10 protein-coding genes and 2 tRNA genes are annotated in these 12,216 nt (G+C 56.0%); 8 read left to right on the top strand and 4 right to left on the bottom strand.

The genetic code is table 11. From position 1 onward, the window contains the following. Nucleotides 1-129 precede the first annotated feature (129 nt). The 4 genes from BerOc1_RS18845 (at nucleotide 130) to BerOc1_RS08710 (ending at nucleotide 5,894) form a co-directional block, all read left to right on the top strand. Nucleotides 130-444: a hypothetical protein gene (locus tag BerOc1_RS18845; RefSeq protein WP_129586513.1), complete on the top strand. Its 315-nt coding sequence runs from the start codon at nucleotides 130-132 to the stop codon at nucleotides 442-444. A 57-nt stretch (nucleotides 445-501) separates the two neighbouring features. Further along, entirely contained in the window at nucleotides 502-1,974 is a 1,473-nt protein-coding gene (locus tag BerOc1_RS08720; protein WP_071545326.1) for a toll/interleukin-1 receptor domain-containing protein, read from the top strand. Between the two features lie 10 nt (nucleotides 1,975-1,984). After that, complete coding sequence (locus tag BerOc1_RS08715) at nucleotides 1,985-5,164, top strand: type I restriction endonuclease subunit R (protein WP_071545325.1); 3,180 nt, start codon at nucleotides 1,985-1,987, stop codon at nucleotides 5,162-5,164. A gap of 76 nt (nucleotides 5,165-5,240) precedes the next feature. Beyond that, the gene (locus BerOc1_RS08710; protein ID WP_207503302.1) at nucleotides 5,241-5,894 is read left to right on the top strand and encodes a M48 family metallopeptidase; all 654 of its coding nucleotides are present in this window, start codon (nucleotides 5,241-5,243) and stop codon (nucleotides 5,892-5,894) included. A gap of 21 nt (nucleotides 5,895-5,915) precedes the next feature. On the opposite strand, the gene BerOc1_RS08705 is transcribed toward BerOc1_RS08710, so the two are convergent. After that, nucleotides 5,916-6,644: a DNA-methyltransferase gene (locus BerOc1_RS08705; protein WP_071545323.1), complete on the bottom strand. Its 729-nt coding sequence runs from the start codon at nucleotides 6,642-6,644 to the stop codon at nucleotides 5,916-5,918. After that, complete coding sequence (locus tag BerOc1_RS08700; RefSeq protein WP_071545322.1) at nucleotides 6,641-7,129, bottom strand: helix-turn-helix domain-containing protein; 489 nt, start codon at nucleotides 7,127-7,129, stop codon at nucleotides 6,641-6,643. The genes BerOc1_RS08705 and BerOc1_RS08700 overlap by 4 nt, the downstream gene beginning before the upstream one ends. A gap of 815 nt (nucleotides 7,130-7,944) precedes the next feature. Here BerOc1_RS08700 and BerOc1_RS08695 point away from each other — a divergent pair. From BerOc1_RS08695 to BerOc1_RS08685, 3 genes are all read left to right on the top strand, one after another. Beyond that, on the top strand, nucleotides 7,945-8,904 hold the full coding sequence (locus BerOc1_RS08695; protein ID WP_071545321.1) for an integrase domain-containing protein: 960 nt from the start codon (nucleotides 7,945-7,947) through the stop codon (nucleotides 8,902-8,904). Between the two features lie 145 nt (nucleotides 8,905-9,049). Continuing rightward, nucleotides 9,050-9,316, top strand: a complete 267-nt coding sequence (locus BerOc1_RS19085; protein WP_165610802.1) for a helix-turn-helix domain-containing protein — start codon at nucleotides 9,050-9,052, stop codon at nucleotides 9,314-9,316. Nucleotides 9,317-9,344: 28 nt separating this feature from the next. Next, nucleotides 9,345-10,430 (top strand): site-specific integrase, encoded by a 1,086-nt coding sequence (locus tag BerOc1_RS08685; protein ID WP_071545319.1) that lies wholly within the window; start codon nucleotides 9,345-9,347, stop codon nucleotides 10,428-10,430. An 86-nt stretch (nucleotides 10,431-10,516) separates the two neighbouring features. Here BerOc1_RS08685 and BerOc1_RS08680 read toward each other — a convergent pair. Together BerOc1_RS08680 and BerOc1_RS08675 are read right to left on the bottom strand one after the other, a co-directional pair. Continuing rightward, nucleotides 10,517-10,592: transfer RNA gene (locus BerOc1_RS08680), tRNA-Glu, on the bottom strand. 6 nt (nucleotides 10,593-10,598) lie between these two features. Next, nucleotides 10,599-10,674 (bottom strand) — tRNA-Lys (locus BerOc1_RS08675). Nucleotides 10,675-10,873: 199 nt separating this feature from the next. Between BerOc1_RS08675 and BerOc1_RS08670 the strand changes: the two genes are divergently transcribed. Then, nucleotides 10,874-12,139, top strand: coding sequence for a phenylacetate--CoA ligase family protein (locus BerOc1_RS08670; RefSeq protein ID WP_071545318.1), 1,266 nt, complete (start codon nucleotides 10,874-10,876; stop codon nucleotides 12,137-12,139). Nucleotides 12,140-12,216 lie beyond the last annotated feature (77 nt).

Below are 12,216 nucleotides of genomic sequence, written 5' to 3'. Positions count from 1 at the left end.
CCTTGAGGTCAACCTGCTCGAACACGAGCCGTTGCAGGTTCATCGGACCTCCGCCATAAGCGTACGCGGAGCATACATAATGGTCCGGTATAGTTCAAGACGGCTCATTCATCTGTTTAAGGAAAAAACATGTCTATAACCATTGCTGGCTATCCAGCGGAGGGACCATACACCTCGACTGATGATCTAGAAGACCGCTCGGGGGTATATACGATCCTGACGCGCAAAGATGCGACCGAGAAATGGACAGTACTGGATGTTGGAGAATCGAAAGGACTTAAGTCTCGTGTCGAAACTCATGATCGTGCTGGGTGTTGGGGCCGTCACAGCCGGGGGATATTAGGATGTGCCCCTCACTACACCCCGAACAAGCAGCAAGCCGGGCGTAAAGAAATCGAACAGGCTATTCGAGCGAAATATAACCCGGCCTGTGGAGAACGATAGAATGAATGGCCGGGAGGGCCTCCTTCCCGGCCTTGTTTATAACAATACGGTGCAAGCATGAGCAATATTGAAAATTCCGTCCCCAAAGTGTTTATTTCCTATAGCTGGACAACCCCCGATTACGAATCACAGGTCGTCGCTCTTGCGGAGCGGCTTGTCGAGATGGGTGTCGATGTGGTGCTGGATAAATGGGACCTTGTAGAAGGTGCGGACGTCAACAAATATATGGAGCAGATGAGGGCGGACGCCAATATCTCCAAGGTCCTTATGCTCTGCGACAAAGCCTATGCGGAAAAAGCCGATAGCCGCAAAGGCGGGGTTGGAACAGAAACGCTCATCATCACCCCGGAGATTTACGGCCAAGCGGATCCCGCGAGCAAGGAGCAAAGATATATCCCGATCATAATGGAACGGGATGAACAGGGCCAAGCATGCTGCCCGATATTTCTTTCGGGTAGAAGTTATATCGATATGTCTACCCCTGATTTGTTTGAGAAGGGATTTGAACAGTTGCTACGGGCGATCTTCAACAAGCCGGTTTTTAAAAAGCCGGAATTGGGAAAACCGCCTGCGTATATTCTTAGTGACGAAGAAATCACTCTCGGAAGTTCCTCGAAGCAACGAGTGGCCATGACGGCGCTTCAAGCTGGGAAAGCAAATGCTCTTGGGGCCTGCAGGGACTATTTCGATACGGTTGTCGAGAACCTTGAGCGTTTTCGGGTTGAGCCTGAAGGTGATGGGGAACTGGACGATCGCTTGGTGCGGAGCATCGAGATGCTGGAAGAACCCAAAAACGAGCTGGTTGAATTTTTCGCAATCTTAATTCGATATGTCCCTGCTCAGCAGGCTGGAGAGACTCTTCGTCGGTTCATTGAAAGGCTTTATCCGTTTACCCAGTGGCCCGATGATGGAAGGCATCAATGGGTGGAAATTGCTGCCGACAATTACCGATTTTTTCTTCATGAGTTGTTCTTATGCGCCGTTGCCATTGCCTTGAAGGAAGAACGCTTTGAAGTGGTTCCCGAATTGGTACAGGATTTCTATTTCGTCGGTCGGTTTAGCTCCAATGAACATCCTATGAAGTCGTACACTCACTATCGACCATATCTCGGGGGGCTCAATGATGTGCGAAATGCCCGCCTTGAATTGAATAGAAGATCAATTCATGCCGACATGTTGAAAGGTCGGGCCGACATGTGCCCGTCCTTAAGCTTTTACCATCTGATGCAGGCAGATTTTTTCTTATATCTGCATAGTTATCTTAATGGTAGGGAGGAAGGGCATCTTTGGTATCCCGTTTCATTGCTATATACAGGGTACAGGAGTGCGCCCTTTGAAATTTTTGCGCGATCCCAATCTACGGCTTATTTTGAAAGAATGAAGGTGGCGTTAGGCGTAGAGTCCAAAGTCCCTTTGGTTGAATTATGTGGGGAATTTGCCACCGGGAAAATTGAACCTCCAAAATGGGGGTTCGAATCGTTTAGTCCAGCATATTTAATAGCCATAGACACGCTGTGTACGAAACCTTGAGAGATCACCAATGAATAGCATCGATTTCAAGGAATACGCCGCGTCCCACGCCCCTGCCCTGATCCTGCTGGAACAGCTTGGCTACAAGTATGTCCCGCCCACCAAGGCCCTGTCCATGCGTGGAGGGCGCAAGTCCATGCCGGTCCTGCTGGACGTGTTGGAAGCCCGGTTGCGGGAGATGAATTCCATCACCTTCAAGGGGCGGGAGCACGAGTTCTCGGATGCCAATATCGCGCGGGCCGTGCGGGAAATCGCTCAGGTGCCGTTCGACAGCCTGATAGCCACCAGCGAGCAGGTCTATGACCTGCTCACCCTCGGCATCAGCCTGGAGCAGACCATCGACGGGTCCGTGAAAAGCCATTCCCTGAAATACATCGATTGGGAACACCCGGAAAACAACGTCTACCACATGTGCGACGAGTTCGAGTTCGAGCGGCGCCACTCCGATGCCGTGCGCCGGCCAGACATCGTGCTTTTCGTCAACGGCATTCCTGTGGCCATCATCGAGTGCAAGCGGCCCGACCAGCGCGGGGCCATCAAGGAAGGCATCAGCCAGCATCTGCGCAATCAGCGGGTCACGGAAATCCCGGAGTTGTACATCTACAGCCAGATATTGCTTTCAATCAGCCAGAATCGGGCCATGTACGCCACCACGGACACGGATGCGAAGTTCTGGTCGATCTGGAAGGAAGAGGACGCTGACGGCCAAAATGAAGCCCTGAGCGCCATCGTCAACACACCCTTGGTCGAAGCGCAACGGTCCCGGCTCATGGCCGAGGCCACGGACGAACAGCGGGAAGCCCTGACACGTATCCTCACTTCCGGGCATCGCACCCCCACGCCGCAGGACAAGACCCTGCATTCCCTCCTGCGCCCGGAGCGGCTTCTGGAACTCATATACGGTTTCATCATCTACGACAGCCGCATCAAGAAAATCGCCCGCTACCAGCAATATTTCGCGGTCAAGGCCACGGTGGATCGGGTCACCGACGTCAAGGGCGACAGCCGCCGTCGGGGCGGGGTCATCTGGCACACCACGGGGTCGGGCAAATCCCTGACTATGGTCATGCTCGCCAAGGCCCTGGCACTCAATCCCCGCATCAAGAATCCCAAGGTGGTCATCGTCACAGACCGCATCGACCTGGACAACCAGATTTCCAAGACCTTCAAGGCGTGCGGCAAGGACGTGGTCCAAGCCCGGACCGGGGAACACCTGCTCAAGCTCATTGCCGGGGAACGCGCCTCCATCGTCACCACCATCATCGACAAATTCGAGACCGTGGCCAACAAGCGCACCAAGGACGAAGACCGGAACATCTTCGTGCTGGTGGACGAAAGCCATCGCAGCCAATACGGCCAGAGCCATGCCAAGATGCGCGTGGTCTTCCCCAACGCCTGCTATATCGGCTTCACGGGCACGCCGCTCCTGAAGAAAGAGAAGAGCACGGCCGACCAGTTCGGCGGCTTCATCCACAAATACACCATGAATCAGGCGGTCCAGGACCGGGCTGTGGCCCCGCTCAGGTACGAAGGGCGCATGAGCGAGCTGCACGGGGACGATGCCGAACTGGACAAGTGGTTTGATCGTATTACCGAAGGGCTGAATCCCGAGCAGAAACGCGACCTCAAAAAGAAGTTCAGGCAGGCCGAGCAGCTCTTTTCCGCCGAGTCGCGGATTGCCGAAGTCGCTTATGACATCGCCCAGCATTTCAAGCAGTTTTGCAAGGGAACCGGCAAGAAAGCCCAGTTCGCGGTTGCCAGCCGCCCGGCGGCTCTGGCCTACCTTCGGTGTTTCGCGGAACAGGACGAAGTCTCCGTGGCCGTGGTCATGTCTTCCCCCGACAGCCGAGAGGGCAACACCTCCACCGATGAATCCAAGATGCCCGAGGTGCAGGTGTTCTGGAACGACATGATGCGCCGGTACGGAAACGAGAAGCAGTATCTCGAAAGCATCATCAACGCCTTCAACCACAATGACGACCCCGAAATCCTGATCGTCATCGACAAGCTTCTCACCGGGTTCGACGCGCCCCGGAACAGCGTCCTTTACCTGGACAAGAACCTCAAGGAGCACAACATCCTTCAGGCCATCGCCCGGGTGAACCGTTTGTGGGACGGCAAGGATTACGGCCTGGTGGTGGATTACCGGGGCATCTTCGGAGCCTTGAATGAAGCCATCGACACCTATGCCGCCCTGGAAAAGGAAGGGTTCGACCGGGCCGACATCGAGAATACCATTCTCGACGTCAGCGGCGAAATTGAACAACTCAAGGCCAGGCACGCCAATGTCTGGGAGATTTTCAAGGAAGTCGCGAACAAGGCGGACATCGAGGCCATGCAACTGGCTTTGGAGCCGGAAGACATTCGGGAGCGATTTTACGATGCCCTGCGCCTCTTTGCCAACACCCTGCAACTGGCGCTGAGCAGCGCGCGGTTTCTCGACAATACGCCCGAAAAGACGATCCGCCGGTACAAGGCCGATTTGAAGGATTTCCTGAACCTTCGCAACGCCGTCAAGCATCGGTTCGGCGAGGCCGTGGATTATTCGGCCTACGAGCAGCAGCTCAAGAACATGGTCAGCAAGCACATCGGAGCGGATGCCGTGCAGGAGGTAGTCGCCCCGGTGGATATCTTTGCCGTGGACGCCTTCGAGCAACAGTTGGAGCTGATCCAGGGAGATGCCGCCAAGGCCGACCACATTGCGGCCCGGGTGAAGAAAACAATCACTGTCCGGATGGATGAGGACCCGGTCCTCTTCAAACGCTTGTCGGAAATCATCAACGAAACCATCAGCAGCCATCGTGCGCACCGGCTTTCCGATGCCGAATATCTCGGCAAGATGCGAGGGCTGCTGGATGACTTGCAACAGGGGGAACGTGGCAACCTGCCGCCGTCCCTCAAGGGCAAGGACGAAGCCGCCGTTTACTTCGGAATCCTGGGGGAAATGCTGGAAGGGCAGATCGCCGAAGCTTCCTTGCCCCAGATGGCGATATCCATAGACGACGCCGTAACATCCAGGAAAATCAGGGATTGGAGCGACAATATTGATATTGTCAACGAAATGAAGAACGATATTGAAGACGTTTTGTATGATGCTTCGGAATCATCCGGTGTGACATTCCCCGGCGAAGTGATAGATGCTGTCATCGACAAATTGATTCTTGTTGCCAAGAGACGTGACCTTGCCTGATTTGCCAGCTCGGGGTTCCGTACATTACGGGACCACCAGAATCGATTACTCCATCCGGCCAGCGACCAGGAAGACCTTGGCCATTCATGTCTTCCCAGATGGTTCCGTCGTCACGGATGCGCCTCGGACGGCGACCGAAGATGAGATAGCGGCCAAGGTGAAAAGCCGGGGAGCATGGGTCCTCAAGCAGCAGAGGATATTCGCGGCTTATCCCCCGGCCATCCCGGCCAGGCGATATGTCTCCGGCGAGGAAGTCAGGTATCTGGGACGGCAATATCGGTTGAAGCTGTTGGTTGGCCACGAACGTTCAGCCAAGCTCAAGGGAGCGCATCTGGAAGTGACCCTCCTGGCCCAGGATGGCGCAGATGAAGCCAAGAAACTGGTGGATGCGTGGCTTCGTGATCGGGCGGATGCTATTTTCCATTCCCTGGTGGGATCGTGTCTGGAGAGAACTTCCGGGATCGGCGTGAAAACCGTTCCGGAGTGGCGAATGCTTCGGATGCGGAAACGTTGGGGAAGCTGTACCAATAGCGGTACGCTCATCCTGAATCCCGAGCTCGTCGCAGCGCCGAAGGATTGCATCGAGTACGTGATTTTCCACGAACTTTGCCATTTGCGCGTCAGGAACCACTCGGCGGCGTTTTATCGCCTGTTGTCCCGAGTCGTCCCAAAATGGGAACACCTTAGGATGAAGTTGAATCGGGCAGTCGAGCTTCGGCTCGAATATTGATTCGGCTTGTTGGGATATGGTTTACTCTTCCCCTCGAATCCGGTCCCATGCCGCAATGTGGTTCCGGAAGCCGTACTCGACCATCTCGAATTTCCTTCCCAATTTTTTGGCTGCAACCCCAAGCGTTCCGGTGCCGGCAAAGGGGTCAAAAATGGTGTCGCCTTTTTTGCTCAAGGCGGTAACCAGTTCTTCGACCACTTTCAGCGGTTTTTGTGTGGGATGAAGGGCTTTTTCGCCTTTTTTCTCTGACCATTCTTCGTCGGGGTCAGGCATCAGCCGTTCTTTCCCCGATGTTTTCCCAGTGACCATATGATTTTTGTAGTATTTTTGATCATCGAAAAATGAGTCTTCCGAGCACGCATGCAACCCAAGTTCGAAGCTTTCCTGAAACATACCCTTGTTGAACCCGACGGAGTCGGGCTTGCACCAGGCAAACTTGCGCAGTTTGGGGAAGTAGCGCGAAAGTTCACAATACCAGTCGCCGAATTGAAAATCCGAGCAAAATACAAAGACATTGCCGCCAGGTTTCAGAACACGATGGAATTGATAAGCCAGAACGTCGATCCGCAGCTTTTTGCAATCCCAATCCTTGCCGGCAATTCCGATCTCGTAAGGTGGGTCTGTGATTATGGCCTCGTACCTGTGGGCAGGGCAATTTCCCAAAAATAGAAATGCGTCATTGTTGTGAATGTCTCCATTTTCAGACGACGAGGTTACCCCAAGATGGTCTTGTTTCCGTAAATCAATCACGAGTCACCTGCCACCGGTTCCCCATATGTTGGCTTTTGGTTCTTCAAGATAAATTCCCGCATTCGATCAAGCGATTTTGAGCTCAGTCCCGGATTGAGAATTTTGCGGCGTTTGGCTCGTAGTTTCGCGTCGTTCGTCGAGTGGCACTGATCGGCTGCATGGGCCATTTCCGGGTCATTTTCCAGTATGCTCATGAGCGCCCGATAAGTGTCGTTGTGCATGGCGACGAGAACAATTCGAACGAACTCCGGCACAGGAAGATCATAGGCAAGGGAGAAGTCCAGTACCCGATCCAGCGGAATCGAAGCGTTCCCCTTTTCGATCTGGGATATAAACGAGCTGGTGCATCCCAACTTCTGGGCGACCCATCTGAGGGGCTTGCCCTGAGCCTCCCGCACAATCTTCAGATAAAGCCCGACTTCTTCCTTCAGCAATTGTTCCGGGGTCTTCACAGGGGTGAGGTCAACGACGTCATCTTCAGCCATGGTTAATCAACCACCTTGTTAACAGGGTTAAGCAACTAGTTGCTTATCAAGATTAATAAATAAGTTGATAATCAGTAGCAAGGGATTTGTTGCTTTTGGGGGTGGATGCGTGAGCAGGGACATGAGAATATCCCTTGAGCCGGAGTCGAACCCGCCATCCCTCTCACCGTCGCCTGCGGTAATCACGGCGCAAGTAAAGTCGTCGGGGCAAGGCCGGACCGCGAAGCGTCCGCCCGCAGGGCTTGGCCTTGCCCCGGCGGCTGCTTGCGTCACGCTCGCGGCAAAATGGGCGGGAGGGGCAGAAACCCTGCCGCCGGAGCTTGCGCGAAGGTTTTGCGGCGTCATAGGGTGGAGCATATCCACCGGATAATTCCGTAACCCAAAGGAGGTGAAACGCACGTACCGTGCGTCATAAGTTCATGACGTTAGTCTGAACTGATGACGCATGAAGAAGCCTTGTGCTTCAACGATCCGCGCGCCGTTTTCCAAACAAACGGCCTTTTCAGAATCCAAACGCAGGCTGTAACGCAGCACCCGCCACAGGTTGAATGACAGATATCTACGTCTGTCATTGCCGCACTTCCCCTATGGATGCCATCCAATCCGCAAGACATACGCGTTTGCGGGGCATCACCCTTTATTAACTAGGTTTTCCGGAGTCCTCTTCCGAATGGGAATCGGGCATTCATTCTACCCCTGACCGGTGATGCGTGGTGGGTTTCCGCCACAGGCAGGTCTTTCCTGGATAACGGGAAAAGTCCGATCTGCTTGGCCCAGGGGCGCTGCCCCGAACCTTTAACGGAAGGAGAATTCCAATGGGAAAATCCGACAGCCTCAAGTATGCGGTAAACCGGGCAACCTTGTCCGGTCCGAAAACGAAACAGTACCGAATCCGCCAAAACGGACGCTTCTTTGTGAAGACGCTACGAAGGGTTGGGTTTGGGGTCCAGAAATGGTCCAAACTGACGAACAAGCACTTCCAGCGCGTGGCGGATGTCATGCGCTCGGACGGTGTGGGTGATGGTCGGATAGCCGAGGTGTTCAGTGCCGCCAGGCATCTTTGCGACGCTTACGGAAACGACCGCATCAGCGGGAACAACGACACTTTCGGGGTCAAGCGCGGGTCCATAGCCAACCAGGCGTCCCGCACGGTCAGCCCGGAAGTTGTTGAAGAATCCCTGACCAGCATGCGGAACGACGCGTCGTTCCGGCATGCTGGTCGGGTGGCGGTCCAGATCGAGTTAATGTATGAGCTCGAGCTGCGACGAGAAGAATCCGCCAAACTGGATTTGCCCAGTGACTGGGACAGGGAAAACCATAGCCTGCTCGTACAATACGGGACCAAGGGCGGTAGGCCTCGGACCCTGTATAACTTGTCCCCGCAACAGGAGGCGGCTCTTGAGCGGGCCGGGGAATACGTGTCCCCCTTCAACAGGAAGGGTATCCACAACCTCATGCCCGAGGGCATGGGCGACGAATGGCTGCACCGGCTGGATTATGCGGCCAGGAAACACGGCCTTGCGGGCAAAAATGCCGGAGGAACCCTGCACGGCCTTCGACACGAAAGGTTTCATCAAATGTATTTGAATCACGCGGGCTTTGAACCGCCCAACCAGCACGAGAGTGTGCAGGCGTTCCAGGAGGCAGCCCAGGCAACGGCCGGGGACGAATGGCCCCGGCTCGACAACGAAGCGCGAGACGCCATCGAGGAAGTGGCAGGGCATTCCCCCGGTCGCCGTGACATATCGAACGCCTACCTGGGCAGTTCCTATTAGATGCGGCCCCGCCATTTCCCGGCGGGGTCGTTTTTTTATTCTTTTCCCCCTCCAGCCGTTTGACTTTGCACATGCCGGGAGTGTTGAACTGGTGTGTTGGGCGTCAGGATGTCCGGCTCGACGAAACCGGTTGAAGGTTGTGAACGTGGATGATGTGTTGACGGTTAAACAAGTTGCCCAGCTTTTTGGAATTTCCGAAAGCCTTGTAAGGCGTCGCGATATGAAGGTTCGTTTGAAGGCCTTCATTGTCGGAACGCGTGGAATCCGGTTTCTCCGGGAAAACGTGGAAGCTTACCAGGAACTGAACACCGTGGGAGCCTCGGAGCAGCCAGCCGATGTTCCTGTGGCCAGAAAACGGCAGCGGAAGAATTTGACCGACAAACACAAGCTATGGCAGCGTGAATCCCGGTAAGCGGTCTTCCCTATAAGGAGAAAAGACAATGCCTTACAAGGAAGGAAAACGGTGGCGTGGAGCCGTGCGCTTTACGCCCGCCGACGGTTCGCCTCAAATCAGGCGCACCCAGCTCTTTGACAAGATGAAAGACGCGGAAAAATGGGAAAACAAGACCCGAGAAGCCTTGGAGCTCGCCGATGCGGAAAAACGAAAGGACATGCATCGCGTGGGCCTGGAAGTCCTGGTCGGGGATTGGGCGAATGCCTACATGGATTACGCCACGGCCACATGGTCCAAGGGAAGTTGCTCGGACAAGCGCCTTGCCTTTCGGCGTTTGTTCGAAATGACGGCAAGGCCGACACAGCTGGTTCATGAGATCAGCCCTGTGGTGGCCCTGGACCATCTGAGCCGACTCAAGAAGCAGACCACGGGGAACACGGCCAATCGGGACAGGAAAAACCTTGCCGCCGCCTGGAAGTGGGGTGCGCGGTATCTGGAAATGGACAAGACGAATCCGTTCCGGTCCGTGGACAAGTTCCCCGAGCAGCGCCACCCGAGGTGGGTTCCGTCCCTGGAGGACTTCCGCAAGGCCGTGGATGTGGCGACCCCCTTGCAACGGCAACTCCTTCTGTTGGCGTTCCACACAGCTGCCCGTCGGGGCGAACTGTGGAAGCTCAAGTGGTCGGAAGTCAACCTGACCACGGGCATGATCGGTTTCTGGACCAACAAGCGCAGAAGCGGAAATGCCGAGTTCGACGAACTGCCCATTTCCGGCATGCTCAGGGCGCACTTGGCGGAATGGAAGCTGATGTCCAGGGACGAGGAATTGGTGTTCGGAAGTCGGTTCGAAGGCCTTCTGGACATCAACAACCGCTGGCTGCGGCGGCTGTGTGCCGATGTCGGCGTGAGGAACTTCGGTTATCACGGAATCCGTCATCTGTCCGCCAGCATCGCCATCCATAACGGGGCGACCATCGTGGAAGTGCAGCAGTTGCTTCGTCACAAGTCCATTGCGACGACCCAGCGATACATCCACAAGGTCAAGAAAAGCACCGGCGCGGTGGATGCCTTGGATGCGGCCTGGCGGAATGACGGGGACAAGGAATCGCCCGCCCTGAAGTTGGTCAGGTGATGCTGACGTGGCGCTCGAGCCACGCGGACGAGCCACGCAAACAAAAACGGGTTACAGCGATTTGCTGTAACCCGTTGATTTGTCAGTGGCGTCCCCAAGGGGGTTTGAACCCCTGTTGCCGGCGTGAGAGGCCGGAGTCCTAGGCCACTAGACGATGGGGACGCATTCTGGTGGGTCGTACTGGGCTCGAACCAGTGACTCTCTGCTTAAAAGGCAGATACTCTACCAACTGAGTTAACGACCCATGACCCGTCAGGGAAAGTATGAGTATCTATTTGGTATTCCGGTGTCAAGCACATTCTGCAACTTGTGCGTGAGGGGGAATTGTGCTTGCAACTGTTCGGAATGTCTGCAAATTTAAAGTTTTTCTTGCAAAATCCGACCGGCGTGGTATAGTCCCGCTCCCTGTCCGATATGGAATCCAAGCCACCAAGGAGCTAGATATGACACGAAAAGACCGTACCGAGGGAATCTATTCCCGCCGCGAGGTGCTCGACGAGTCCGAGCGCAGGCAGTATTGCCAGCTGCAGCTGAAAGAGCTGCTTTCCTATGCCTACAGGTACTCCGAGGACGTCAAGAAGCGGTTCGACCGCGCCCAGTTCAACGTGGACAAGTTCCGCGTGCTCAACGATCTCAAGCATATCCCCATCATCAAGAAAAAGGAACTGATCTTTCTCCAGTCCATGGGCCCCCGCCTTGGCGGGCTGCTGACCAAGGACCTGGGCGAGCTGCAGCGCGTGTTCCTTTCCCCGGGCCCGATCTTCGACCCCGAAGACCGCTCCGAGGATTACTGGGGCTGGACCGAAGGTTTTTACGCCGCGGGCTTCCGCTCCGGCGACCTGGCCCAGATCACCTTCAACTACCATCTGGCCCCGGCCGGGCTGATGTTCGAAGAGCCCCTGCGCAACCTGTCCTGCGCCGTGGTGCCCGCCGGTCCCGGCAACACCAATTCGCAGATCGAGATCATGCAGAAGCTGCGCGTCACCGGCTATGTGGGCACGCCCAGCTACCTCATGCACCTGGCCCAGAAGGCCGAGGAAGCGGGCCTGTCCCTGCGCAAGGACCTGTTCCTGGAAGTGGCTTTCGTGACCGGCGAAAAGTTCTCCGAGAAGATGCGCTCCACCCTGGAAAAGAAGTTCGACTGCATCATGCGCCAGGGCTACGGCACGGCCGACGTGGGCTGCATCGGCTACGAGTGCTTCCACAAGTCCGGCTTGCACCTGTCCAACCGCGCCTACGTCGAAATCTGCCACCCGGACACCGGCATTCCGCTCAAGGACGGCGAGGTCGGCGAGATCGTGGTCACCGCCTTCAACCGCACCTACCCGCTCATCCGCCTGGCCACCGGCGACCTCGGCTACCTGGACCGCACCCCGTGCGCCTGCGGCCGTACCTCCCCGCGCCTGGGCGGCATCGTCGGCCGCGTGGACACCACCGCCCGTATCAAGGGCATGTTCGTGTACCCGCACCAGGTCGAGCAGGTCATGGCCCGGTTCGAAGAGGTCAAACGCTGGCAGATCGAAGTCACCAACCCCGGCGGCATCGACGAGATGATCCTGTCCATCGAGGCGGGCCAGTTCAATCAGGAGGAGGAACTCCTCCACCTCTTCCGCGAAAAGATCAAACTGCGCCCCATCCTCAAGGTCCTCGCCCCCGGCACCCTGCCCCCGCAGATCCGCCCCATCGAAGACAAACGCACCTGGGACTAACCGTCCCAGTGACGCTTATAATAAACCCCGCCCGGCGAATCCGCCGGGCGGGGTTTTTTGATGCCTCCGGCGGCCAG

It is taken from the genome of Pseudodesulfovibrio hydrargyri, from assembly GCF_001874525.1.
GTDB lineage: Bacteria > Desulfobacterota > Desulfovibrionia > Desulfovibrionales > Desulfovibrionaceae > Pseudodesulfovibrio > Pseudodesulfovibrio hydrargyri.
The sequence above is the reverse complement of the archived record's forward strand: the minus strand, read 5'-3'. Positions and strand labels throughout refer to the sequence as shown.

Coding starts and splice junctions, on each gene's coding strand:
- BerOc1_RS18845 (WP_129586513.1), top strand. CDS start 130: ATGTCTATAACCATTGCTGGCTATCCAGCGGAGGGACCATACACCTCG.
- BerOc1_RS08720 (WP_071545326.1), top strand. CDS start 502: ATGAGCAATATTGAAAATTCCGTCCCCAAAGTGTTTATTTCCTATAGC.
- BerOc1_RS08715 (WP_071545325.1), top strand. CDS start 1,985: ATGAATAGCATCGATTTCAAGGAATACGCCGCGTCCCACGCCCCTGCC.
- BerOc1_RS08700 (WP_071545322.1), bottom strand. CDS start 7,129: ATGGCTGAAGATGACGTCGTTGACCTCACCCCTGTGAAGACCCCGGAA.
- BerOc1_RS08695 (WP_071545321.1), top strand. CDS start 7,945: ATGGGAAAATCCGACAGCCTCAAGTATGCGGTAAACCGGGCAACCTTG.
- BerOc1_RS08685 (WP_071545319.1), top strand. CDS start 9,345: ATGCCTTACAAGGAAGGAAAACGGTGGCGTGGAGCCGTGCGCTTTACG.
- BerOc1_RS08670 (WP_071545318.1), top strand. CDS start 10,874: ATGACACGAAAAGACCGTACCGAGGGAATCTATTCCCGCCGCGAGGTG.